Below are 24685 nucleotides of genomic sequence, written 5' to 3'. Positions count from 1 at the left end.
TCACTTCGGGTGGCCTCCGCCCTCCGGCCAGAAGCCCAGCACCTTCTCCGTCGCGCCCAGCGAGGACCACTCCACCTGCCCGCTGAGCACTCGATGTCCGTGGGAGAGCGTCAGTCGCTTCCACAGCGGCACATCGCCGCGTCGAGAGGTCTCCCAGGCCGACCAGCTCACGCCCCCGGTGGCCTCCACCACGCGCGCCAGCACCCCGTCGAGCTCCGAGTCGGGCAGCCAGCGCAGTGAGTCCAACACCCAGTTCACCTCGGCCTGGATGGCGCTCGGCCGCCCCAGCACCGTGGCGAGCGCCTGGGGGCCCTGGCCATTGGGGACGAAGGACACGCCGCTCGGCCGCAGCACCGCCCAGCCCGAGCGCCCCTGCCCATCCTCTCGCAGCGTCGCCGGATAGAGGACCGCGTTCTCCAGCCGCACTCCGGAGCGCGCCAGCCCTCGCAGCGGAGCCTGCGTGTGCAGTTCGAGCAGCGTGGCGACCAGATTCGCCTCCATCAGGTAGGGCACCGTGACGCCCGGCGTCCCATCCACCTTCAAGGAGAACAACCTGCCCACCTGGATTCCGCCCGGCGCGATGGAGGACAGGGGCACCGACACGGCCTCGCCGAACACCGGCGTCCACATGAGCCGCTCGTTCGTCATCGTGAGCCAGCCGGAGCGCAGCAGCATCATGACCATCGGGACGACGAGGAGCGCCATCAACAACCAGCCTCCCACCGGGCGCCCATCTACCGGCAGGAAGAAGATGAGCGCGGACACGCCCAGCAGCGCCAGCGCCAGTGAGGACCAGCGCAGCGGTGTCTGACGGACAGGCACGGAGCCGGAGCGCTGCGTCTGGAAGAGCAGCACCTCGCCCTCCTGGAGGTTCTGGGACACCTGCTGCTTCGCCAGCGTGTCCAGCCGGCGCAGCTCCGTTGCCAGCGCGATGGGGCCGGACACGAACGCGTGGCGGGACAGCCGCCGACGCACCAGCGGTGCCAGCCGCCTCGAGCGCGCGTCCAGCTCGCGCAGCACGCGCATCAGGGGAAGCGACTCGGGCCAGGCCTCGCGCTCGGCGCGGCGCTTCGCGTGCTCCAGGGCCTCCGCGACGCGGGGTTGCTGCTCCAGCCACTCCTCGACGAGCGTGGGCTTCGCGCGCAGCTTGCGCTTCCAGGCGCGGCTGCGCAGCGCGGACTCCAGCGCGGCGATGTGCGCGTGCGCGGACTCCAGCACCTCGGCGCGGCCCTCCAGTTGGAGGCGCACGTCCTCGGAGGAGGGGCCTTCGCGAGGCGCCCGCTTGGCGAGGTCTTGTCGGGACATGGCTTCGGGGGAGGTTACCGGGTCGGCCCGCGGGATGCCCAGGCGTGGAGGCGCGCGAGGACGGCGCTCCGCTCCTTCGCGCCGGGCGTGCCCACGAGCGCCTCTTCGCCACGCACCAGGTGGACTTCCCGTGCGCCTTCGAGGCCTGGAGCCACCCGCACGTCCGCGGAAGACCAGGCCGTGCCACCGGTCGCCGCGACCGCGCGTGACAGCACGGCCTCCAACTCCGACTCGGGCTGCCAGCGAAGCCCCTCCAGCACCCAGGCCAGCTCCACGCGCCCGTCCAGCGTGCGCCCCGTCGCGGCCTTCAACAGCGCGGCGCCGACCTCGGGGTCGGGAAGCAAGGACACGCCCCCAGGCGACATCACGAGCTGGCCCGAGGTCCACACCCCGCCGCGACGAAGCCGCGCGGGCCAGGTCACCAGTTCCACCGGCCGCTCGGCGTTGGCCCGGACCTGGGGCGCGCGGAACAACTCGAGCAGCACGCGCAGCCTCGCGGCCTTCTCGCGACCGAGCCGGGGCAGGCGGACACCGCGATTGCCTCGCAGCCGCAGCGTGCCCCTTCGAGCGTGCTCCAGTTGGACGCCGCCATCACCCAGCGAGTCCAGTCGCACGGACACGGACGGCTCCCCACTCGGGGCCAGCCACACGAGTCGCTCCGGCGTCAGCCAGGCGGAGCCGGGGGTCTGGAGGGTCAGCAGGGCCATGGCGATGGCGGCGATGGGCCACAGGCAGGACAGGACGAAGCCAAACACCAGGAACGCGTCGAACGAGAGCGCCAGCCCCAGGAGCATCACCGCCCCCAGCAAGCCCCCCGCGAGGATGAGCAAGGGCCTGAGGTAGCGCATCACCTGGGACGTGGTGCCGACGTGCATCGCGAAGGCGGTGTCCGGTGTCGGCGCGACGGGGGCGTCCTCGAGACAGTAGTCCTCCAGCCTCGCGAGTACCTCACGCGGGGGCGTGTCCTCCGTCAGCAGCAACAGCAGGCCTACCTTGCGATGGAGCAGCTTGAAGACCCACTCCCGGACCACGCGCAGCCGACGCAACCTGCGCGGAATCCGTGAGCCCCGGGGCCAGCCCTCCACCTTGCCCCGGCGCTCCAGGTGCTCCATCACCTCGGGCAACAAACCCTCCAGCTCGCGGACCTTGCGCAACAGGTCCGGCTTCTCGCGCAGGTGGCGCAGCCAGTGGCGTGATGCGAGCGCATCCACGAGCGGCGTGTAGCGATAGAGGGCCACCTCGATGAACTCCACCCGGCCTTCCAGGCGGAGACGCAGGTCCTCTTCCGACGCTGGCGGCTCGGACAGGACGGCGCTGGCGGCTCGGACGCGTTCGGACATCGCGCTCACAGGATAGACAGCCAGGCGCTCGGGTTGGGAGCGACCGTTACCCTCCGACACCCCAGCCGTGGAGCAGTTGGAGGACCGTGCCTCGGTCGTCCGAGGCCGGCTTGCCCACGAGGACTTCCTTCCCTCGCGACAAGTGGACGTCCTGCTCCTCCTCCACGTCGGGAGACACGCGCACGTCCACGGAGGCCCAGGCGGCGCCCTGGGTCTGCGCGATGGCCCGCGCCAGCAACGCATCCAGCTCCGACTCGGGCTGCCAGCGAAGCGCCTCCAGCACCCACGTCAGCTCGACGCGTGAGTCGAGCCTCCGCCCCGTCGCGGCCTTCAACAAGGCCGCACCTGGGTCCGAGTCCAGGCCCGGAATGAAGTAGACGCCCCGGTGCGACAGCACGAGCTGCCCCGGCGTCCAGAGGTTGTTGCGACGAAGCTGCGCGGGATAGCTCACGAGCGTCACGGGCCGCTCGGCGCGCGAGGCGTTGGCACGGACCTGGGGCACGCGGAACAACTCGAGAAACACGCGCAGCCGCTCCACCTTCTCGCGACCGAAGCGAGGCAGGTGGAGATACCGGTCACCGCGCACCGCCAACGTGCCCCAAGGCCCCTCTGGTTCGACGGCGCCGTCCCCCAGTGAGTCCAACCGCACGACCACCGGCGGATCGCCTCCCGGCGCCAGCCACACCAGCCGCTCTGGCGTCAGCCAGAGGACGCCGGGTGTACGACGTCGCAACAGGCTCGCGGTGAGGAGGAGCAGCAGCCACAGCGCGACCGCGGTGACCACGAGCGCCATCCCCCAATTGAACGAATTGCCCAGTCCATCGAACAGCACCGTGCCCAGGAACAAGCCCAGGACGAACTGCGCTGCGAGCACGTACTGCATCCCTCCTCCCGCCGAGCCGATGCGCAGCGAGAAGGGCTCCCCCGGTGTCCGCACGAGCGAGACATCCTGGAGACAAACCTCCTCGAGCTTCACGAGGGCATCCCGCAGCGGCAGCGACTCGGGGCGGCGGAGCAGCTCATCCAGCCGCCGGTCGACCAGGGTGGAGACTCGCGCCTGGAGGTCGCGCATGCGCCGCGCCGACGTGGGAATCCGGGCGTCGGCGGGACAGCCCTCCAGCTCGCATCGGCGCTCCGTGCGCTCCAGGGCCTCGGTCAGCGAGCCCTCCAGCTCCCTGACCTCACGAAGCAGGCTCGGCGCGGCGCACACCTTGCGTCGCCAGCGACGGGACTCGAGCTGCTCGGCGAGCAGGCGGTAGCGTCGGAGGGCTGACTCGATGAGCTCCACCCGCCCTTCCAGGCGGCGGCGCAGGTCCCCCTCCGACGCCCGTGACTCCGACAGGGCGGCGCCGGTTCGGGTGCGTTCGGACATTGCGCGCACAGCATAGCCGGCGAGGCAGGGGGACGGGAGCAGCGCCCAGGTCAGGGGCCGCGCAGCACTTCGTCCTTGCGCGCCGCGTCCCGGCGCGTGCAGCGCTTCCCCGGCGACCCACCCAGGAACATGAGCCCGTCCATCCCACCCGAGGTCCTCGTCGAGGTCGACCCGCTCCTGCTCTCCCGTGAGCTCTTCGCGGCCATCTCCATGCTGCGGAAGCGGACGAGCTGTCCGCTCGCCACGGCGGTCGAGCAGCTCACCTGGCGCTCCCAGGAGCTGGAGACGCTCCATCCCGCGTTCGGCGAGGCGGAGGCGGCGCGCCGGTGGAGGGAGAGCGCTCCCGAGGCGTGGCGAGCGCGGGCACGTGAAGCGCTCGATGCGCTCCCCCATCCTCCCGTGGCCATCGAGGTGCAATGGGATGGCGACTCGTTCGGATGGTCTCTCGATGTCTTCGCCATCCTGCCGGGTGCATCCACCGCGCATCCTCGCTTCACCTGCGTCCCGCTGGTGACGATGCGCCCCAGTGGCCAGACGATGGGCGACGCGCGTGTGCTCGCCATCGAGGTGGGCCAGCGGGCCCAGGAGCGCTGGGGCAGCCTCTTCTACTTCCCTGCGCTCGAGGAGAGTCCGGACGAGCCACGCTGGTGGGACACCCTGCCCGCCGAGCCAGGAGATGACGCGGGTTCGTGACGGCACGAATCCCCTGGAGCGGCGGACCACCCGGTGCACGCCGGGCCCGAGGCGCCCCCCCACGACGCACGGCTCGGGCATCGAACGCTCAACCGCTTCGCGCACCCTCATGCGAAATGGGGCAGGCCCCTCGGGCCATCACTCACCTCGCTGCTCCCGCTCGAGCCGGCGCATCTGCGCCCACAGCCGCAGCTCGCGCGCGGCGTCCTCGTCGTCGGTGTCCCGCGACGAAGCGGTGGGGTACCCCGCTTCTTCCTGGACGGGATGCGCCGCCTGCCTCGGCTCTTCCTGACCGCTCTCGTCCGGCCACGTCTCCGTCCTCCCGGGAGTCGTCCGAGGCCCGCTCGCGACGTGCGGCTCGCGAGGCGCCGGCTCCTCGTGCACGGGCGCGGCCTCGGCACCGGGCCGGCGCGGAATCCACAGCTCCGCGGTGGAGCGGGCACGAGGCACGGCCACGGGGCCCTGGACACCGGAGGCCTGGGACGCGGAGATGCCCTGCGGCAGTCCCGACGAGCTGAGCCCATCATCGTTGTCCAGCTCCCCCAGCGGCGGCACACACACCTCCGAGGGAGACACCGGCGTGGACTCGACGCGCACCGGATTGGGGAACGGCGCGCCCCGCAGCATCAGCGGGACAGGCGTCGTGGGCCCCTCCACGGGCAGCGGCGCGGGCTCCGCTTCAATGGGCGCGTGCGGCGGCGACGCGAAGGGATGAGCCCAGGCCCCTTGCGCCCCGGCCCCTCCCGGAGCCGCCACCTCGGTGGAGTCCCGCGTGGGCGAGGTACTCACGGGCGGCGGAGAAGCCCCTCCCTCACGCCACATCGGCGCGGGGTTCTCTGTCGTGGCGAGGGACTCGACCCGACGGGACAGACGCGGAGCAGGAGGCCGCGTGCGGATGGAGGGCGACATCGCGGGAGGTGGAAGGGGACGCCGAGGCTCCGGGTCCGTCGCGTTGCCCGAGAGCATCATGCGCGCGCGAGCGGACAGATGCGCGTCACTCAAGGGCGGCGTGGGCACCTCGTCCGTCATCCCCTCGACCAGATGGGGCGCGACCTTGCGCACCCGCGCCACCCAGTCCGCCGGAGGCCCCATGGCGCGCCGAGCCTGGACGTCCCGCACCCAGTGCTCCGGCGGCCCCACGCTCACCGCGGGCGCCGTCACCATCGTGATGGAAGCCAGGGGCATCGGTGGCCCCCGGGGCGCGGTGATGGGCGGCCCGCGGGTCGTGGGACACGCGCGCTCCGGAGTCAACCGCGCCTGGGAGAGCGCCGCGGCGAAGTCCGCCTCCTCCTCGGAGAGCACCGCCCGCGCCCAGTCCTTCATCCGCCGGGCGACGGAGCGCAGCCACCCACCGGACACCTGTCCTCTCGCGCGCTCAACCACGGGTGATGGACTCGAAGACGAGGGTGAGTGAGTCGACGGCGATCTGCTGTCCGAGCACGTCCAGCGGAGCCGCCCGCCACTTCTTCGGCCAGGCCTCGTTGAGGTCCCACCGCAGCTTCTGCGTCATCCCATCCCCGTCAAACAACAGCACGGAGACGTTCTTGCGCGACGGTCCCCCGTTCATCGACGCGAGGAACCAGTTCCACAGCTCCGGGGACTGCGTGACGCCGTAGCGCAGCGTCAAATCCCCGTGCATCACGGGCCCCGCGAGCCGCTCACGGGGATGCGGCGTGATGACCTCCACCTCCAGGTCGGTGCACTGGGTGAAGTGCCCCTCGCTCACCCCGTCGATGAGCAGCTTGAAGTTGTACGCGCGGAAGGGGTCCACGCGCGCGCCCATCCCCTGCTGCGATGGGGCCACCTCGGGCGCCTTGGCGTCAGTCATGGGTCACCTCCTCCACTTCGGCGAGGGAGCTCGGCACGTCAGTCCTCCTTCAGCGGCAAGTGGATGGGCAGCGGTTGGGGCTCGGCGGCCGGCGCCTCCGCGGGCACCAGCTGGGTGATGACCGGGAAGCGCACGCGGTGCACCACGGACGCGGGCCGTTCGCGTCGGACCGGCAGGCGCAGCCGGAAGCCGGGGCGCGGCGGCACGCGCAGCCCCGCCCAGAGCGTGGCGGGCACGGGCGTCAGGTCCACCTCGAACTCCGCCTCCTCCATCGCGGAGAAGACCAGCTCGCCGAGCAGCCGGTGCGCCTGTTCGGGAGCCTCCGCGCCGGCGGTGACCAGGTAGCAGACCGAGAACTGCAGCGGCCCCCGGCGTCCACCTCGCGCGGGAGGCGCGGGCCCCAGCTCCAGCAGGTACAGACACACTCCGCGCTCGATGGCCTCCCGGTCCGGGACGCCGAGGTACACGGGCGCTTCGCCGGCGACGCGGCTCACCCATGCCTTCAAGCGTTGATCGACTTCGTCGATCATCCGGTCCCCCCAGGTCCTGGGCCGGCCTCCACGGAGCCTGTGAGCTCCGTGATATCCGGGCTCGCAAGGTCGCACCGACCGAGGGGCACCGGAAGTGCTCCCGGGGACAGCGCCGACGTCGCGAGCCCAACAGGCACCCAGCCACGACACCCGCTTCGTCCGGCGGAGCACACGCGCGATGCACACGAATGAACCCACGACAAGTAGGCCCGGGGCGCACCTTCGACGCCTGGGCCGCACCAGGTGTCCATGGATGCGCGGGCATCGCGTCCTATCGTGGACCTCCTCGAAAGAACTCATGCCGCGCGCCCTCCTGCTGACCCTGCTGCTCGCCACGCTCGCGAAAGCCACACCCGCCGATTTCGCGTCCCCCACGTCCGAATCCCCCGAGGCGCTCGCGAAGGCGATGCCCGTGCTCGCGAGGGCCCTGCTGAAGGACCCTCCGGACGAGGACCTGGCCACCCGACTGGGCCAGCGCTTCCGGTTCCAGCTGGTGTCAGGTGACTTCGCGGGCGCGGTCGCGTCCATCCGCGAGCTCCGGCCACTGTTGGAGGCGAACCCAGCGACGCAGGGCATCACCTTCCTGCAGTACGAGGCCCACGCGCTGGCGAAGCAGGCCCAGGCCGAGCGCGGGACGCCGTACGCCGACGCGCTGCGCGGGGCGTTCGACCGGACCTTCGGCGCGCTGGAGGACCGGGTCGCGCTCGATGCGCGGGGGATGTTCCGCTTCGACCTGGAGCGGGCGCGACGGGAGCTGGACACCCGACTCGCCGAGGCGCGCAAGGCGGGGCGGCTGACACGAGCCCAGGCGGTGGAGCTGGTGCGTCACTACCAGGTCCATCAGGTGTTCCAGGAGCTCTTGCCCGCGAGCGAGCCCCTGTGGGTCCGGGACGAGGCGCGCCGCTACGTCATCGAGGAGGACGTCCTGGTGCCCACGCCCGACGGGGCACGGGTGTCCGTGACCGTCGCGCGTCCCCGGAAGACCCAGGCGCCGCTGTCCACGGCGATGTCGTTCACCATCTACGCCAACGGCTTCAACAAGCAGGAGGCGGTGCGCTCGGCGGCGCATGGCTTCGCGGGGGTGACGGCGCTCACGCGAGGCAAGCGCAACAGCCCCGATGCGCCGGTGCCCTTCGAGCATGACGGGGACGACGCCATCGCCGTCATCGACTGGGTGAGCCGCCAGCCGTGGAGCGATGGGCAGGTGGGGATGTTCGGGGGGAGCTACGAGGGCTTCACGCAGTGGTCCGCGGCGAAGCGAGGGCACCCGGCGCTCAAGGCCATCATGCCGTCGGTGCCGGTGGCGCCGGGCATCGACGTGCCGATGCAGGGCAACGTCTTCCAGGGATTCTTCTACCGCTGGCCGCGCTACGTCACGCTCGACAAGGGCCTGGCGGACGCGGACTACTTCGACCTGGCGCGGTGGGATGCGCTCCACGAGCGCTGGTACACGAGCGGCGAGCCCTATCGCGCGCTGGAGCGGCTGGACGGGCGTCCCAATCCCTTCTTCCAGCGCTGGCTGGAGCACCCGACGTACGACGCGTACTGGCGGAAGATGATTCCGTACCGTCAGGAGTTCGCGCGCATCCGCATCCCCGTGCTCACCACGACGGGCTACTACGACGGCTGTTCGTTGAGCGCGATGTACTACCTCACCGAGCACCTGAGGCACGCGCCGGACGCCCGTCACTACTTCGTCATCGGGCCGTATGACCACATGGGCGGGCAGCACGCGTCGAGCGACGAGCTGATGGGCTATCGCATCGACCCCGTGGCCCGACTGGACGTGCATGCGCTGCGCTACCAATGGCTGGAGCACGTGCTGCGACAGGGGCCGCTGCCCGCGTTGCTGAAGGACCGCGTCAACTACCAGGTGATGGGGGCGAACACGTGGAAGCACGCGCCGGACCTGGCGCGTGTGAGCAACGGCGCGGTGGAGCTGTTCCTCGCGCCCTCGGCCACGGGCGCTCCGCACCGGCTGACGACAGTGGCGCCCGTGGCGGGGACCCGGCAGCGGCTGCGCGTGGACTTCAAGGACCGCTCGCCTGGGCCGCACTACGAGCCGTCGGACATCGTGTCCACGACGCTCGAGGCGCCGCGCGACGGCTTCGTCTACGTCGGCGAGCCGCTCACGCAAGCCCTGGAGGTGAGCGGGCTGTTCGCCGGGCGGCTCGACTTCATCACCAACAAGAAGGACTTCGACTTCTACGTGGTGCTCTACGAGCGCACGGCGAAGGGGGAGTACGTGTACCTGTCCTACGTGCTCCAGCGCGCCAGCCACGTGGCGGAGCGCGAGCAGCGGCGGCTGCTCGTTCCGGGCAAGCGCCAGCGCCTGACCTTCCAGAGCGGACGGATGACCAGCCGCAGGCTCGAGGTGGGGAGCCAGGTGGTCGCGGTGGTCGCCATCAACAAGCACGCGCAATCCCAGCTCAACCTGGGCACGGGCAAGGACGTCAGCGACGAGCGCCTCGCGGACGCGAAGACGCCCCTCGAAATCACCTGGCTGCCCGGGAGCCGGCTCACCCTGCCCGTGTGGAGGCAGCCCGCGCCCTGAGCCCTCGGGGGCTCACGGCCGCCTCGCCTCTCCCGTGGCCCGCTGGGACGTCGACGCGTCATGCCGCGCCCGCCACTGCCGCACCTCGCGCGCCAGCGCCTCCGTCGTCCGGGGCGCCTTGCGCAGCGCCTCCTCGGCCTGCCTCGCGAGCGTCCTCGCCTGCTCGCGCGAGCCGTCCGAATCCCACGTCGCCCGGGCCAGCCAGAACAGCGCCTTGGCCCGGTCCGCCGGAGTCACCTGCGCCTTGCCCGCCAGGAGCACCGCCTCCTGGAGCGTCGCGAGCGCCGCGCGCGGCCCCTCCAGCCTGCGCTTCGCCTCCGCCAGCAGCGTCAGTGTCGACACCAGCTTGGGGTGCTCGGGCCCAAGGCCCTTGCGCCGCATCGCGAGCGCCCGCTCGAACCCCGCGTGCGCCGCGCCCAGCCGCCCCTCCGCCAGGTCCGCCTTCGCCAGGTTCTGCAACACCGAGGCGACCCGCGGATGCTCCGGCCCCAGCGACTTCTCCCACAACCCACGCGCCAGCTGCAGCAGCGGCCGCGCCTTCCCAGGCTCCCCCAGGTCCAACATCACCGAGGCCAGGTTGTTGTACGTCAGCGCCAGGTCGGGGTGCTCCGACCCCAGCAGCCGACGTTGCACGGCCAGCGCCTCCCCATAGGACTTCTGCGCCAGCCGCGACTCGCCCAGGTCCGCGTACGCCGTGCCCATGCTCGTGAGCACCGAGGCCACCCGCGGGTGCGTGTCCCCGTGCACCGCCAGCAACGCGGGCATCGCCTCCTCGTAGCGCGCCAGCGCCTCCGTGAGCTTGCCCTGGAGCTGGAGCGCGTCCCCCAGGTTGACGCGCACCATGTTCGTCGACGAATGCGCCGCCCCCAGGCGCCGCTCCCCCAGCGACAACGCCTCCTCGTAGCGCGCCACCGCCTCCTCCACCCGCCCCTGCAGCCGCAGCGCCGTGGCCACGTTGTTGAGGTGGCTGACACACACCGGATGCTCGCGGCCATACGCGCGCTGCTGCAGCTCCAGCGCGCGCTCGTAGTAACCGCGCGCCTCCTCGTAGTGCCCCTGGAGGTTGAGAATCAGCCCCAGCGCCGTGAGCGGCGCGTCCAGCCGCGGGGACTCGGGCCCATGCGCCTGCTCGAACAGCTCCAGCGCGCGGCGGAAGTCCTCCTGGGCGCGGACAGCCTCGCCCTTGCGATGGAACAGGTGCCCCCGGAACAAATGCAGCTCTCCGGCCGCCCCGGGCGCCTGCCGGATGTCCAGCCGCTCCAGCGTCGCCTCCGCCAGCCGCACGGCCCGCTCCGCCTCCGCGTAGCGCGCATGCCCCTGGAGCTCCGAGTCCGCCAGCCCCATGAGCGCGCGGACCAGCAGGTCATCATCCCGTCCGGCCAGGGCCGCCAGCTGCGCCGCGTCGAAAGCGCCCGCGGCCTCGGTGAAGCGCGCATGCGCCTTCTCCACCAACCCCAGCAGGAACAGCGCCGACGCCTCCATCGGCCGATACCCCGTCTGCCGCACGGCCTGGAGCACCTCCTCCGCCACCTGCCGCGCCCGCGCGTGCTGCCCCGCCTCCTGCAACGCCATGCCCTCCGCGAGCCGCGCCTGCAAACCCTGCAATCGCTGACGTACCACCGGGTCCTCGGGCAGCGGCACCACGCTGGCCAGCGCCTCCCGGTCCGCGCAGGGCAGCAGGTCCGGCAGCGCGTGCGCCGCCTGGGGCGCGCGCTCCAGCACCGCCGCGTCCCCTTGCAGCATCAGCGTCACCGACGCGCGCAGCGCCTCGCGCCGCCGGTCCAGACACATGCCCCGCAAATCCAACATCCGCCCGGACTGCTCACCGCGCACGTGAGTGGCCTCGCACGAGTCCCGCTCCATCCGGGCAATCGCCTCCGCATACGCATCCAGCCGCCGCGCCGTCGCGCCGAAGCCCTCCTGGGCCAATGGCAGACCCGACGCGGTGAAGACCGCCTCCAGCTGGCCTCGCAGCGCCGAATCCCAGACACCCACCAGGTGCCCGTCCGCGCCCGCGCACCGCGTGGTCTCCCGGAGCCAGAACCCCGCCCCCACCCCCGCGAGCGTCGCCGCCCCCGCCCACACCGCCGCCATCCGCCAGCGCTCCCACCGGGGCCGATGCGTGAGCGCCGCGAGCAACGCCTCCATCGAGGGATGCCGCGCCGTCGGGTCCGCGCTCAAGCCCCGCAGCACCGCGCGGCGAATCCTCGCCGGCACCCGCGCCTCCCCCGACGACACCGGAGGCCCCGCGCGGATGGCCTGCACGAGCGCCGCGCGCGAGCTCGCCTCGAACGGACGCCGGCCATACAGCCCCTCGTGCAACGCCACGCAGAAGCTGAACTGGTCGCTGCGCGCGTCCGCGGGCCGTCCCTCCAACTGCTCGGGCGCCATGTACGCGGGCGTCCCCAGCAGCGCCCCCGGCTGCGTCACCGTCCCCGCGTCCCCGGAGGAGGCCCCGTCGAGCACGGCGGACTCCACGCCCCCCGGCAGCGAGGTCTGCGTCAGCCGGGCGAGCCCGAAGTCCGTCACCCGCACGCGCCCATCCACGCCCACCAGCACGTTGTCCGGCTTGAAGTCGCGGTGCACCAGCCCCCGCGCATGCGCCGCCGCCAGGCCCTCGCCCGCCTGGAGGAAGCGGCCCAGCACCTCCGTCCACCGCCGAGGCTCCGCCCGCAGCCAGCGCCGCAGCGTGGTCCCCTCCACGAAGTCCATGGCGATGAAGAGGCTCTCCCCATGCACCCCCACGTCATGCACCGCGACGACGTGCGGATGGGACAGCCGGGCCAGCGCCCGCGCCTCGCGCCACAAGCGCTCGCGCGCGTCCTCCGCGCCGCCCTCCTTCACCCAGTCCGAGCGCAACAACTTCAGGGCCACCTTGCGGTGCAGCCTCGGGTCGTTCGCGGCGAACACCACGCCCATGGCGCCCAGGCCCACGTGCTCCAGCACCTCGTAGTGCCCCACCCGGGCGCCGCGCTCCAACCGGGGCACGCCCGCATCCGCCGAGGCGGCCACCGACTCCGCGCGCGCCTCGCCTCCCGCGAGCACCACCACCACGCGCCGACACAGCCCGCACCCATCCAGGTGACGCTCCAGCGAAGCCAGCGCGTCCCCCGACACCAACCCTTGCACCAGGTCGGCCAGCTCCGCCTCATCCGGACAGGTGCCCTCACCCATGCCGTCCCCCCTTCACCCATCCCCGGATAGACTCCCCCGCCATGGGGGATGCATTGGGGCTGAGTCGGACCTTCGTCGCCGTGACACCCGTGAAGACGTCGTCGGAAGAAGACCTTGGAACGCTGGAGGCGCGGCTGCAGGCCCTCCTCGCCCGCGCCCGACACGAGCAACCCACGCTGTGCTTCCAGCCCGAGGACTTCGTGCGCCACCTGGCCGCGCGCATGCCCGCGTCGAAGGACCCGTGCGCGCTGTTGGAGCAGGTGCACGCGGGCGAGCTGCTCTTGACCTACGCGTGCGCGCACGCGGACACCACCGCCCTGGCCCTGCTGGACGCGAGCGTGTTCGCCCGCGTGGGCGCGTGGTTCCCCGCCGAGGACGCCGAGCGCGTCGCCGAGCTGAAGCAGCGCCTGCGCCACCGGCTCCTCGTCGCCGAGGGCGCGCCCCTGCCGCGCATCGCCACGTACACGGGCCGAGGCCCCCTGGAGCGCTGGGTGCGCGCGGTGGCCACGCGGCTGCTCGCGGACCTGCACGCGGAGGTGCCCCGTCACGTGGCGCTGGACGCGCTGCCCTCGGACGCGGACGCGCTGGTGGGAGGGGACGCGGAGCTGAGCTTCATCCGGGCGCGGCATCAGGAGGACTTCCGGGAGTGTCTCCAGGAGGCCCTCGCCACGCTCTCCCCCCGGGAGCGCGGCCTGCTGCGCCTGCACCATGTCGACAACCTCTCGGTGGACTCCGTGGGCCTCATGTACCAGACCTCCCGCTCCACCGCCGCGCGCTGGATTGCCCAGGCCCGCGAGCAGCTCGTCGAGCGCACCCGCGACGCGCTCGTCCGCCGGCTCCAGCTGGCCCCGTCCGAACTGGAGAGCCTGCTGGCCCTCATCCGCAGCCAGCTCGAGGTGAGCCTCCATCGACTGTTGCGCCCCTGACAGTCCCAGACGCACAACCAACCAAGAAAACTACCAAATCATCGCAAAACCTGCGAAGCCCTTGTCGCGACGCGTCACGGCGGTTATGTCCATTGATGGAGAAATCAATGGTTCCGGGGGGCCGGCCCGCAGCGTCGAGACAACCATGACAGCTCATCCCACACCCCACACCCCACACCCCGCACCGACAGCCCGCTGGCAACCCCGCACCACCCGAAGCCTGCTCCACGTGGTGGGCACGGCGGGCGCCTATCTGCTGCTCACCGCCGCCAGCTACGTGGCCCTCGCGCGCTCCATGGCCCTGGGCCTGGGGCTCGCGGTGCTCGCGGGAATCACCCTGGTGCGGGTCTTCATCCTCCAGCACGACTGCTCCCACCGCTCGCTCTTCGCGCGCCCGTCGATGAATGACCGGGTGGGCACGTGGCTCGGGCTGCTCACGCTGGCGCCGCACGCGTACTGGCGCGCCATGCACCTGGTGCATCACAGCACCAGCGGCGACCTGGAGCGCCGGGGCACGGGCGACATCGTGACGATGACGGCGGACGAGTACCAGGCGCTCCGCCCCGTCGAGCGGCTGCGCTACCGGATCTACCGCCACCCCGCGGTGCTGCTCGGCATCGGCCCGGTGTTCCAGTTCATGTTCCGCTTCCGCCTGCCCACGCTGGTGGCGCGCTCGCGCGTGCCGGAGCGCCGCTCCATCTGGGTGACGAACCTGGCGCTCGTCGCGGTCCACGCGGCCTTCCTCGCCTTCGGTGACTGGCCGCGCTTCTTCCTGATGCACCTGCTCATCACCCAGGTGGCCGCGGGCCTGGGCATCTGGCTGTTCTTCGTGCAGCACCAGGTGGAGGAGCCGTACTGGGTGCCGCACGCGCGCTGGACGCTCAAGGACTCCGCGCTCAAGGGCAGCAGCTTCCTGGTGCTGCCGCGCGTGCTCGAGTGGACCTTCGGCGCCATCAACCTGCACCACGTGCACCACCTCAAGCCGCAGGTGCCTGGCTACCTGCTGCGCGACTACATGCAGCAGCATGACTTGGAGGGCCACGGCGTGCGCCTGGGCCTGTTCGAGTCGCTGAAGGCCTTCCGCCTCAAGGTCTACGACGCGTCGCAAGGCCGCATGACGGGCTTTCCCCCCACCCCACCCCGGGGCGCACCCGCGCTCCTGGCGGCTCCGGCCCCCTCACCCGGTCGGCTGGACCGCCTGCTCACCCTCTCCGGAGAGGAGCACTGACTCCCATGTCCGACCTCATCCATGTCCTCCTCGGGCTCGTGCTCGGCTACGTCATCGCCTCGTACATCGAGTCCTTCATGCACGAGTACGTGTCCGACGCGCGCCCCAAGGCCGTGCGCTTCTGGCAGCGCGCGCCGTGGCTGTTCCGGCCGCTCATCAACACGCACTTCTCCCACCACACCATCCACCACGTGCGCACCTTCCGCGGGGACCACGTCACCCAGTTCCGCGACGAGGAGGAGAAGACGAAGCTCACCGAGGAGCTGCTCCAGCGCGGCAAGCACGGCGTCACCATCATCAAGGGCGCGTTCGCCACGAAGCTGCACGGCGAGGGCGCGTTCGTCTTCGTCTCGCCGCTGGTCATCTTCTTCCCGCTCTTCTACTTCACGCTCAAGCCCATCGCCTTCCTGGCCGGGTGCGTGACGCTGCTCCTGCCGCCGTTCATGAGCCACTTCGTGCACCCGTACCTGCACCGCCCGTTCGAGGAGGGGCAGCGCACCGCGCCCCGGTGGCTCGCGTGGTTCCTGCGCACGCGCTACGGCCGCGCCATCTACCGCAACCACTTCCTGCACCACCGCTACGGCGGCGTGTCCAACTTCAACCTGGTGCTGGGCGCGGACTACGTGCGCCGCCGCACGCGGCCCTACACGCCCAAGGATTTGGAGGTCATGGCGCGCATCGGCATGCCGCTGCCCGAGGACACGGCCACGCCGCCCGTCGAGGCCGTCCGTGGGTGAGCTTGCCTCCGGCTTCCAGGCCCCGTGGTGGCTCAGGCACTCGCACGTGCAGACGGTGGCGCCGCACCTGGACCCGCGGCGCTTCGACGTGGCCATCGAGCAGCGCCGGCACGAGCTGCCCGACGGCGACTTCGTGGACGTGCACTGGCTGAACCGCGAGGGCTCAGGGCCCCTGTTCATCCTGCTGCCCGGGATGCAGGGCACGCCCGACTCCACGTACATCCGCGCGCTGTTGGGAGAGCTGTCCCGGCGCGGCCTGCGCGCGGCGGTGCTCTGCCACCGGGGCGGCGCGGTGCCCAACCGGCTGGCGCCCTTCTACCACGCGGGCTTCACCGAGCACCTGGGCTGGCTCGTCGCCACCGTGCGCGAGCAGGAGCCCACCACGCCGCTGTACGCGGTGGGCTTCTCGCTGGGCGGCAGCATGGTCATCCGCTACCTCGCGCAGACGGGCCACCACAGCCACCTGCGCGCCGCGGCCGCCGTGTCGCTGACGTTCGACCTGGCCAGCACCGCCGCCCGCGCGTACGAGGGCATCAACCAGCTCTACCAGCTGCGCGTGCTGCGCTCCTACCAGCGCGTGGCGCGGCTCAAGGCACACCTGCCCGAGTACGCCTCGCGGCTGGGCGCGCTGTCGGGCCTGCGCGGCATCCGCGACTTCGACGAGGTGTTCACCGCGCCGCTGCATGGCTTCAGCGACGCCCAGGACTACTACCGCCGCTGCAGCAGCCGGCAGTTCCTGGGCGACATCCAGACGCCCTTCCTCATCCTCAACGCCGGAGACGACCCGCTGGTGGCGCCCGACACGCTGCCCTCACCGGGCGAGCTGCGCTCCCACGTGCAACTGGAGCTCACACCGCACGGGGGCCATCTGGGTTTCATGTACCGCCACGCTTCCGGCTTTGGCTACTATCCGCCGTCCCGCCTCATCTCGTTCTTCCTGCAGGAGCAGCGCGAAGCACATGAATCTCTATCTCCGGATGTTGTGGGTGCTCGTGTCCTCGCTGTGGAAGCCGCAGATGAAGGTGGACGCGCTGACCAGCACCCTCCAGCAGCGCGTGCTGCCCAATGATTTGGACCTGAACCTGCACATGAACAACGGGCGGTTCCTCACGGTGTGTGACTTGAACCGGGTGGACCTGTTCGTGCGCACGGGGCTGGCGGCGCTGATGATGAAGAACAAGTGGGCGCCCATCATCGTGCGCCACACCATGGACTACAAAAAGGCGCTGCCGCCGTTCCGCAAGTACACGGTGTCGATGACGATTTCGCGCTGGGACGAGAAGTACTTCTACGCCACGCACCAGTTCATCTCGAACGGCAAGGTGGTGGCGGAGGGTGAGTCCACCGCCGTCATCCTCGGCCGCCAGGGCGTGATTGCGCCCGCGCAGGTCATCGAGGCCGTCAACGCGCGCCAGGGCCGCACCGAGGCGCTCCAGGGCTGACGTCGCCTGCAGGGCCCGAGGCGTGTGGGAGGTTTCGTTGCCTGGTGTACACCGGGCGAGGAGCCTCCCCTCCTCGGGGCCGGCGCCGGGAACCCGGGGCTTTCCGTGCCTCGAAGCGGCCGCCGGCATCATTTTCGAGCGCGCGACTTCCGTTTCGGAGCGTGGCGCCGAATGATGCTCGCCCGGGCCGGGACTTCCCTTCGTGGAACAGCACATGACGACGGCGACACCCTCGACGAGACGACGCGCGGCATTCCTACGACGACACGGCACGGCGCTGGCCTGCCTCACGGCGCTGGCCACTGGCGCCGCCGCCCACGCCCAGGAGGGCGGAGGCGACTCACCCTACCGCTTCGGCCTGCTGGTGGACGCGGGCGCGCCGCACGGCATCGGCCTGTCCGCGGTGCTCAAGCCGGTGCCCTGGCTGCGGCTGCAGGCGGGGCCCACCACCAACACGCTGAGCCTGGGCCTGCGCGGCGGGTTGAGCATCCTGCCCCTGCAGACCTTCATCGCGCCGTCCATCAACGCCGAGGCCGGGTACTACTTCGGCTCGGACTACAACGACGTGGTGGACTGGCTGGGCGCCGAGCCCTCGCGGGCGACGTCCGCCATCCAGGACATCAGCTACAACTACGTGGCCGGCAGCGTGGGCCTGGAGATTGGCGCGGCCAGCCGCTTCAACTTCTTCCTGCACCTGGGCCTGAGCTACGTGCGGATGGGGGTGAAGGACGCCACCGCCCTCATCGAGGACGCCACCGACGAGTCGGACATCACCGCCCGCAACCTCACCGTTCGCGCCACCATCCCCTCCGTCAAGGTGGGGTTCCTCTTCTACTTCTTCTAAGGCCAGGAGCCCCCACCATGCGAACGACTTCCTTCCGCGCCCTGGTGCTCTCCACCTGCGCGCTCGTCGCCACCGGTTGCGACTCATTGTTCTTCATCGAGGCGGAGGCCGAGGAGATCTGCAAGGCCGAGCCGAACGTGGACTTCCCCGCCGCCTTCCCCGGCTCCGCCGACATCGAGTACGCGCTCGACTTCCCGCTGGGCGACTTCGACGACGTGCTCCCCGAGGACACCGACGTGGAGACGGAGCTCAGGCTCCGCGGCTTCGAGGTGACGTCCAGCACGGACCTGAGCGGCATCGAGCGCGCCAGCGTGTCCGTGGTGAAGCCTGGCACCTCCGAGAGCATCCTCATCGGTGAGTACCGCCGCGCCAGCACCACGCCCACCCAGTCCATCCGGCTGACGGGCAGCGGCGCCGTGAACCTGCTGGACATGGCGCGCGAGGACTCGCTGCAGCTGGTCTTCACCGCGCGCGGCTCGCTGCCCACGCGCGACTGGAGCGCCCGGCTGGAGGCGTGCGCGGGCGTGCGCGCCAAGGCGAACTACTTCGACCTGGTGTTCTAGGTCCGCCTCACGGGTGCGCGGGAGAGGCCACGGAATGGCGCTCTCCCGCGTGCACGGGCTGCACGCCCAGGTACTCGCGGCGGGTGCCCAGGACGTTGTCGAAGAACGGATGGGTGACGCACCAGTTGGCGTTCTGGTCCGTGCCCAGGTGGTGGTCGCAGTGCCACGGCAGGTGCTCCCGGGCCCACTTCGGGTCCAGGTGGGCGCGGCGGTGGACGCGGTAGTAGTTGGCCGCGCAGGCCCAGACGGTGCCCACGAAGAACGGCGCCACCGGCAACAGGGGAGCGTGCGCGAGCGCCAGCAGCGCCAGCCCCAAGAGCTCCTTGGTCTGCGCGGACCACGTCCACAAGGAGCGCAGGTACTGGTCGTCCAGCATGTCGTGCCGGCGCGAGGCCTGGTGGTGCTCGTGCCAGTGGAAGCCCCAGAAGCTCCCGCGGCGGCGCCCCAGGCCGTGCAGCACGTACTTGTGCAGCGCCCATTCGCCGAAATTGGAGTACGCCCAGCCCAGAGGGATGCCAATCATCGTCGCTCTCCCACGGAGCGCCCGGTCGACGCCCCGCCCTCGATATCATGACTATTTGGTCACTCTTTATGTATCACGCGATGCGTCGGAGCGCACGATGGTGAGTCCGAAGCGAGGGGCCAGGGAGGCGGACAAGCGTCCGGGGCGTCCGGGGGGCGTGCGGGAGACGGCGCGGCGGGAGCGGACGAAGGCGCTGGAGGACGCGGCGCTGACGCTCTTCGTGGAGCGGGGGCTGGACGCGGTCACCATCGACGACATCACCCAGGCGGCGGGGGTGGCCAAGGGGACGTTCTACCGGTACTTCGCCGACAAACCGGCGCTGGTGGAGGCGCTGCTTTCGCCCGTGCGCGCGGAGCTGTTGTCGGGGCTGGAGGCGTGTGGCCGGGCGCTCGCGGGGGCGCGCGGCGTGGAGGCGATGTTCGAGGCGTACCGGGCGATGGCGGCGGTCATCGCCAGCGCGCTCTTGCAGTACCCGGGCGTGGTGCGGCTGTACCTGCAGGAGAGCCGGGGGCCGGCGGTGGGGGCGCGCACGAAGGTGGCGCAGCTGTCGCGCGAGGTGTCCCGGCACGCGGTGGCCATCACCCAGAAGGCGCACACGCACGGGCTCTTGCGGCCCATCCGCCCGGCGGTGAGCGGGCTCGCGGTGGTGGGGGCGGTGGAGCGGCTGTTGCTCGCGGTGTTGAGCGAGGAGGACATCGGCAACCCGCTGGAGCTGCCGGACGCGCTCACCACGTTGGTGCTGGATGGACTGAGGGTGCCGCCGGGTGGACCTGGGGGGCGCCGGAAGTTGGACGGAGGGGGAAAGCGCCCTTAAGGGTGGGGAGGTGGGACGCAAGCGGGCCCTGGGTGGCTTCAGCATTCCGTGGTGGGCGTGGGTGGGGCTGGCGGCGGTGGCGCCGCTGGTGCTCATCAACACGGCCGTCGCGTGGCTGGGGGACACGCACATCTCGCCCCTGTCGCCCTCGTTCCTGGAGATGAAGGTGAACGCGCTGCGCTCGTACGCGGCGCATCGGCCCTCGTGTCTGTGGGATGGGCATGAGCCGCTGGAGCCGCTCATCACGCGAGCGGAGCGGCGGCACGGGCTGCCCGAGGGGTTGCTGCACGCGCTGGTGCTGGTGGAGTCGGAGGGGCGGGTGCACCGCATCTCCCCGGCGGGTGCGATGGGCCCGGGGCAGCTGATGCCGACGACGGCGAAGATGCTCGGCGTGGAGGACCCGTTCGACCCGGAGCCGGCGCTGGATGGGAGCGCGCGGTACCTGGCCGAGCAGCTGCGGCGCTTCCGTGACGTGCGGCTCGCGGTGGCCGCGTACAACGCGGGGCCCGGCGCGGTGAACGGGCGCGTGCCGAGGAACGGGGAGACGGAGTACTACGTGCCGAAGGTGCTCACGGCGTGGGCTCGGACGCGGCCGGAGCCGCCTGCGCGGCCCGTGGTGGCGGCGCGCGCGCGGCCCGTGCCCGTGGTGGCCGTGGAGACGCCCGTGCGCGCGGCGGTGGTGGTGAAGCCGGCTCCGGCGATGAGGCCGGCGCAGACGGGGGCGCGCAAGGCCGTGGCCCCCGCTCGGCCCCAGCCCGAGACGACGAAGGTGGCGTCCTCGCCTCCCGCGGCGGCGAAGGCGGAACCCAGGCGCCCCTCTTCGACGACGGCTGTGAAGACGGGAGCCACGGCGCCTCGACCGAAGCCGCAGGCCGCGAAGCCTGTCGCGGCGAGGCCCACGCCCTCGGCCAAGACTCCGGCAAAGTCACAGAGCGCGCCCGCGAAGGCCCCGACCCGCGCGACCCAGGCGAAGCCCGCTGTGACGCCCGGCACGCGCCAGGGCTGAGCCGCGCGAACCGAGGGAGCCGGTCCGCCACGGCCCTCATCCGCGGTCGAAGTTGCCCGACCTCAGCAGGTCGTGGATCTCCGTCTTCATCCGCTCGAAGTAGGCGTCCTCCTCGGAGACGACTCCCGAGTCCTCGAGGTCGCGGTACCGGCGCTTCTCACCAAAGTCATCCCAGGCGCGCTTGATGGAGCCGCGCCCCTGGAAGTTCTTCGGCGTGTCTCCTCCGAGCTTGGGGTTCGGGAGGAAGGCCTCGAAGGGGAGGACCAGGGCCTCGGCGAACTTGCCCTGGTTGTTGTAGGCCTGGACGGCGGTCAGGAGCTTCTCCCGTGAGGACTCGGAGCAGAACATCACGACCTGGAACTTCTCCACGCCCGGGAAGGTGCGGGTGCTCAGGTACTTGCAGAGCGCCTTGAAGCTCCCGCCACTGACGCCATAGTCCGCAATCCCTACCGTCAGGTTCGTCGGCCCGGAAGGGTTCCAGGTCCTGGCCAGCTCGACGCCCTTCGCCAGCTTCTGGGCGAAGTACTCCTGCCAGGACAAGGAGGGCATGGCGCTTTCCCCTCCGGTCGTGAGCGAGCCGGTCACCTTCACGCCGGGCAGCTTGCGCAGGACGCCCGTCTCCTCCAGGCGCTCGTTCACGAACCATCCCATGCAGCGCTTCACCAGCGTCAGGCTCTCGCCCAGGTACAACATCAAGCCGATGTCGTGCTCGTGCGACAGCCTGGCCAACTGGATGCTCATGTTGACATACGCCCCGAGCGTCGAGCCTTTCATCGGCTCGGCATTCCACGTCTGAGCGAAGAGGTTCCCTTCGCGGACCTTTCGCATCATCTCGGCGCTACAACACTTCACCAGCGTCCCGCCCTCTTCCGTGGAAGACTCGATGGTCTCACCACAGCCCGAACAGTATCCACGCGCCTGGGGCAACATCTTGCGGCACTTCGCGCACAAATCCAGCACGGGATAGCCTTCATTCCGGATGAGGCCTTCGGCGAACTCTCCGGGTTCGAACGGGCAGCCGCTGTAGCACATGAGGGTCTCGTCTCTTCCGTTGAGCAGGCGTTGGAGTCGAGGCCCGAAGCTAGCACACGGCGCAACCCCAGACTGCCCCGTGGCACGGACGCGACCCTATCCGTGCGCCAGGCCTGGGATGAAGACAGTACGTCCCAGGCAGGGCTTCTCGGAAGAGGACCGGATCCGCGAGCCCCCGTGTTCGCGGCCTGTGTCTTCGTGGACACCGCACCGCTGACGGTCGTGTAGCCCTTGGTTCCACCCTGTCCGCCGGCACGTAGCGCAGGCCGATCGAGCAGGTTTCGAGAAGCAATCCCCCGCACGCGACTCCACAGTGGGGATTCATCCCAGGAGCAACCCATGAGCTGGAGCCGAGGAATCCGTCAGACCCACCGTTGGCTGTCCGTGGCCTTCACGGTGGCGGTCATCGCCAACATCGTCGTCATGGGCCAGGAATCGCCGCCCGTCTGGGTCGCGTATCTGGCACTGCCTCCCCTCCTCCTGCTCCTGCTCACCGGCCTGTACCTGTTCGTGCTGCCATACAGGGGCCGGGCGCGCGGAGAAGCGCGACACTCCGACTGAGCGCCGCGGCCCCCATGCGGAGGTCATCCAGCGAGGGTGGATGCCCTCAGTTGCAGAGGACCCGGAGGAGGCGTTCGGTGCGCACGCGGGACACCGCCACCTCCCGAGAGGAAGCAGCGGGCCCGCATGCCATCAGCGCTCGACCTGCCGCCTACAGCGTCTTCATGTACTCGATGAGCGCCAGACGCTCCGGGTCGGTGAGCACGGAGTTGAACTCGTGCCCGCCGTTGTCCTGGCCGAAGGCGTTCGTGTTGTAGATCTTCCGGTCCTCCAACTGCTGCCGCGTGCGCGTGGGCGGGAAGAGGATGTTCCAGGAGACAATCAGGTTGCTGAACAGCACGTTCATCAACTCCTGAGCCAGCGGCGTGGTGAACTCATCCCCCGGCTGGCAGTTGATGTACGGCGACACCGCCGGGTTCAACGGCCCGCGCCACTTGCAGGCAATCGTGTCGTACTTCCACCCCAGCCTCGTCGAGTCGAACGCGCGCTGCAGGTCCGTGTCGAACCCCATCACCACCAGCGGCTGGTCCCACCGCGGCGGCGTGGAGACCCGGCGCCAGATGGGCTTGCGGTCCGACGGCTTGAGCACCTCCCACACGTTCGGCACCGAGCCGTTGTGGAAGTACGGCGCCGTGGCCCAGACGCCGTAGAGCGGCGGCGCCAGATAGCCTAGCGGCCGGTTGCCCCGGATGTGCGGCTGGTTCTGCGGACCGCAGTCCTGGTCCGTCCCCGCCGTCGTCGGATAGCCGAAGAAGTTCTTCGCCCCCGCCGACTGCACCGCCGCGTTGTTCGTGTTCACGCGCACGGGGTCCGTGCCGATGATGTTCAGCGGGACGATGTAGCTCGCCATGCCCTCCAGCGTCGGGGACGCGAGGAAGGACGGGTCGTTGACGTACCGGGGCGCGTACGCGCCGTGGCAGCTCGCGCACGAGCCGTTGCCCTGCGGCCGGGGCACCGTGTTGTTGCGCGAGGGCGCCCACATGTCGAGCGTGTGGAACAGCACCGCCCCCTGCTCCGCCAACGTCGGGTTGATGGGCAGCGGATACGGCGGGGACTTCAGCGCGTCCACCCAGGTGTTGAGCGACGGGCCGTTCTCCCGCATCCAGTCCTGTCCCGCCTCGCTCAGCGGCCCGCCGGCACTTCCGAACAGACCGATGAACGGCGTGTAGAACACCATGTCCACGCGCGGCGCATCCATCGGGAACACCCCGTCGACGAACTTCACCGGACGGTGCCCCATGTTCCACCACGCCGGCGTGTCCATGCCGGCGGTGGAGCCGGAGTTGATGAGCCCAATCACCTCCGAGGGGCGCAGCAGCTTCTCGTCCGGGAACAGGAAGGCCAGGTTGATGTCACTGGCGTTGTTCGTGCCGCGCGTGCGGTTGAGGTTCAGGAACGTGGCCAGCGACGCGGGATACCCCAGCGGCAGCAAATCACTCAGGAACAGGTCCAGGTCCGCCAGGCTGCTGCCACCGCCCACCTGGACGCCCATCCCCGGACCATCCGAGGGCTTTCCCACCATGCCGCTGTGGCAGGCGTGGCAGGTCACGCCGATGCGTCCGCTCCAGCTGCCATCCGGATTGCGCAGCTGCGTGAGCATCTCCGGCAGCTGTCCGCTGCCACCGTTGGAGAGGTTGGGGAACTGCCCCGGCAGCGGATAGGGGTTGCGCTTGGGACTCAACCCCGAGCCGTAGCGTTGCGAGACCAGGGTGTCGAAGTTGTCGGGACGGAAGGGAAAGCCCCAGACCCGCCACAGCTCGTTGTACTGCGCGGCGGAGAACGTCGCGATGCCGAACGCGGCCTCGGGCACGGTGTAGTCGGTGCCGGTGAACAGCGCGCCCACGCCGGGGTGGCCGTTGGTCAACAGGCCCTCGCCGTGGTCGAAGCGCGCGCGCAGCTCGCCGCACGTCTTCGCCGCGCCGACCTCCTTCACCGCCACCGGGTCGACGTGGCAGTTCTTCCAATAGGCGTTGAAGTGCACCGCCTTGCCGTTGCTGATGCCCGGCTGCACCAGCGTGCGCGGGTCCACGGGCAACAGCGTGCTGTCCGCCTTGCCGTAGCAGAAGTCCCACTGCACCGAACCGCCTCGACTGCTCTTCAACAAGTCATTCGCGGCGCCGACGCCGGGTACCGCCAGCGTCGTCACGGCAACCCACGTGCGAATGAATGACACGGCGTGACTGCTTCCTGTGAGTGACTTCCTGACGACGCGC

At 70.8% G+C, this 24685-nt stretch carries 22 protein-coding genes; 12 read left to right on the top strand and 10 right to left on the bottom strand.

What is annotated here, in order from left to right; genetic code table 11:
- The 3 genes from OWM54_RS27815 to OWM54_RS27805 are packed head-to-tail and all read right to left on the bottom strand — an operon-like array spanning position 1 to position 4017.
- Positions 1-1305, bottom strand: coding sequence for a hypothetical protein (locus tag OWM54_RS27815; RefSeq protein ID WP_267699469.1), 1305 nt, complete (start codon positions 1303-1305; stop codon positions 1-3).
- 14 nt (positions 1306-1319) lie between these two features.
- Positions 1320-2645: a hypothetical protein gene (locus tag OWM54_RS27810; RefSeq protein ID WP_267699468.1), complete on the bottom strand. Its 1326-nt coding sequence runs from the start codon at positions 2643-2645 to the stop codon at positions 1320-1322.
- Positions 2646-2691: 46 nt separating this feature from the next.
- Positions 2692-4017, bottom strand: a complete 1326-nt coding sequence (locus tag OWM54_RS27805) for a hypothetical protein (RefSeq protein ID WP_267699467.1) — start codon at positions 4015-4017, stop codon at positions 2692-2694.
- A gap of 129 nt (positions 4018-4146) precedes the next feature.
- On the opposite strand from OWM54_RS27805, the gene OWM54_RS27800 reads away from it, so the two are divergent.
- Positions 4147-4710, top strand: a complete 564-nt coding sequence (locus OWM54_RS27800; protein ID WP_267699466.1) for a hypothetical protein — start codon at positions 4147-4149, stop codon at positions 4708-4710.
- A 138-nt stretch (positions 4711-4848) separates the two neighbouring features.
- Here the strand turns inward: OWM54_RS27800 and OWM54_RS27795 are convergent, their stop codons facing one another.
- The 3 genes from OWM54_RS27795 to OWM54_RS27785 are packed head-to-tail and all read right to left on the bottom strand — an operon-like array spanning position 4849 to position 7032.
- Complete coding sequence (locus tag OWM54_RS27795) at positions 4849-6093, bottom strand: hypothetical protein (protein ID WP_267699465.1); 1245 nt, start codon at positions 6091-6093, stop codon at positions 4849-4851.
- A complete protein-coding gene (locus tag OWM54_RS27790; protein ID WP_267699464.1) occupies positions 6086-6538 on the bottom strand; it encodes a phage tail protein in 453 nt (150 codons plus the stop codon). The genes OWM54_RS27795 and OWM54_RS27790 overlap by 8 nt, the downstream gene beginning before the upstream one ends.
- 38 nt (positions 6539-6576) lie before the next feature.
- On the bottom strand, positions 6577-7032 hold the full coding sequence (locus tag OWM54_RS27785; RefSeq protein WP_223747141.1) for a hypothetical protein: 456 nt from the start codon (positions 7030-7032) through the stop codon (positions 6577-6579).
- A gap of 334 nt (positions 7033-7366) precedes the next feature.
- Here OWM54_RS27785 and OWM54_RS27780 point away from each other — a divergent pair, with 334 nt between their 5' ends.
- Positions 7367-9622 (top strand): CocE/NonD family hydrolase, encoded by a 2256-nt coding sequence (locus OWM54_RS27780; protein ID WP_267699463.1) that lies wholly within the window; start codon positions 7367-7369, stop codon positions 9620-9622.
- Positions 9623-9634: 12 nt separating this feature from the next.
- On the opposite strand, the gene OWM54_RS27775 is transcribed toward OWM54_RS27780, so the two are convergent.
- Positions 9635-12796: a serine/threonine-protein kinase gene (locus OWM54_RS27775; protein ID WP_267699462.1), complete on the bottom strand. Its 3162-nt coding sequence runs from the start codon at positions 12794-12796 to the stop codon at positions 9635-9637.
- A 41-nt stretch (positions 12797-12837) separates the two neighbouring features.
- Here OWM54_RS27775 and OWM54_RS27770 point away from each other — a divergent pair, with 41 nt between their 5' ends.
- The 7 genes from OWM54_RS27770 (at position 12838) to OWM54_RS27740 (ending at position 18536) form a co-directional block, all read left to right on the top strand.
- On the top strand, positions 12838-13722 hold the full coding sequence (locus tag OWM54_RS27770) for a sigma factor-like helix-turn-helix DNA-binding protein (RefSeq protein ID WP_267699461.1): 885 nt from the start codon (positions 12838-12840) through the stop codon (positions 13720-13722).
- A 145-nt stretch (positions 13723-13867) separates the two neighbouring features.
- The gene (locus tag OWM54_RS27765; RefSeq protein ID WP_267699460.1) at positions 13868-14950 is read left to right on the top strand and encodes a fatty acid desaturase family protein; all 1083 of its coding nucleotides are present in this window, start codon (positions 13868-13870) and stop codon (positions 14948-14950) included.
- A gap of 5 nt (positions 14951-14955) precedes the next feature.
- Positions 14956-15687: a hypothetical protein gene (locus tag OWM54_RS27760; protein ID WP_141332770.1), complete on the top strand. Its 732-nt coding sequence runs from the start codon at positions 14956-14958 to the stop codon at positions 15685-15687.
- Positions 15680-16756 carry a YheT family hydrolase gene (locus OWM54_RS27755; RefSeq protein WP_223747136.1) on the top strand — a complete coding sequence of 359 codons (1077 nt, stop codon included), beginning with the start codon at positions 15680-15682 and terminating at the stop codon, positions 16754-16756. The genes OWM54_RS27760 and OWM54_RS27755 overlap by 8 nt, the downstream gene beginning before the upstream one ends.
- Complete coding sequence (locus tag OWM54_RS27750; protein ID WP_223747135.1) at positions 16647-17129, top strand: acyl-CoA thioesterase; 483 nt, start codon at positions 16647-16649, stop codon at positions 17127-17129. The genes OWM54_RS27755 and OWM54_RS27750 overlap by 110 nt, the downstream gene beginning before the upstream one ends.
- 214 nt (positions 17130-17343) lie before the next feature.
- A complete protein-coding gene (locus OWM54_RS27745) occupies positions 17344-17973 on the top strand; it encodes a hypothetical protein (RefSeq protein ID WP_223747134.1) in 630 nt (209 codons plus the stop codon).
- Between the two features lie 17 nt (positions 17974-17990).
- The gene (locus tag OWM54_RS27740) at positions 17991-18536 is read left to right on the top strand and encodes a hypothetical protein (RefSeq protein WP_223747133.1); all 546 of its coding nucleotides are present in this window, start codon (positions 17991-17993) and stop codon (positions 18534-18536) included.
- A 7-nt stretch (positions 18537-18543) separates the two neighbouring features.
- Here the strand turns inward: OWM54_RS27740 and OWM54_RS27735 are convergent, their stop codons facing one another.
- Complete coding sequence (locus OWM54_RS27735) at positions 18544-19059, bottom strand: hypothetical protein (protein WP_267699457.1); 516 nt, start codon at positions 19057-19059, stop codon at positions 18544-18546.
- A gap of 97 nt (positions 19060-19156) precedes the next feature.
- Between OWM54_RS27735 and OWM54_RS27730 the strand changes: the two genes are divergently transcribed.
- The gene (locus OWM54_RS27730) at positions 19157-19873 is read left to right on the top strand and encodes a TetR/AcrR family transcriptional regulator (RefSeq protein WP_267699455.1); all 717 of its coding nucleotides are present in this window, start codon (positions 19157-19159) and stop codon (positions 19871-19873) included.
- 10 nt (positions 19874-19883) lie between these two features.
- A complete protein-coding gene (locus OWM54_RS27725) occupies positions 19884-20879 on the top strand; it encodes a lytic transglycosylase domain-containing protein (RefSeq protein WP_267699454.1) in 996 nt (331 codons plus the stop codon).
- Positions 20880-20915: 36 nt separating this feature from the next.
- Here OWM54_RS27725 and OWM54_RS27720 read toward each other — a convergent pair whose 3' ends face one another.
- Positions 20916-21911, bottom strand: a complete 996-nt coding sequence (locus OWM54_RS27720) for a hypothetical protein (protein WP_223782550.1) — start codon at positions 21909-21911, stop codon at positions 20916-20918.
- Positions 21912-22250: 339 nt separating this feature from the next.
- On the opposite strand from OWM54_RS27720, the gene OWM54_RS27715 reads away from it, so the two are divergent.
- A complete protein-coding gene (locus OWM54_RS27715) occupies positions 22251-22472 on the top strand; it encodes a hypothetical protein (protein WP_223747128.1) in 222 nt (73 codons plus the stop codon).
- A 151-nt stretch (positions 22473-22623) separates the two neighbouring features.
- On the opposite strand, the gene OWM54_RS27710 is transcribed toward OWM54_RS27715, so the two are convergent.
- On the bottom strand, positions 22624-24645 hold the full coding sequence (locus OWM54_RS27710) for a hypothetical protein (protein WP_267699453.1): 2022 nt from the start codon (positions 24643-24645) through the stop codon (positions 22624-22626).
- Positions 24646-24685 lie beyond the last annotated feature (40 nt).

The sequence above is a fragment of the Myxococcus sp. MISCRS1 genome, from assembly GCF_026626605.1.
GTDB classification, from domain to species: domain Bacteria; phylum Myxococcota; class Myxococcia; order Myxococcales; family Myxococcaceae; genus Myxococcus; species Myxococcus fulvus.
This window is presented reverse-complemented; position numbering and strand designations above follow the sequence as displayed.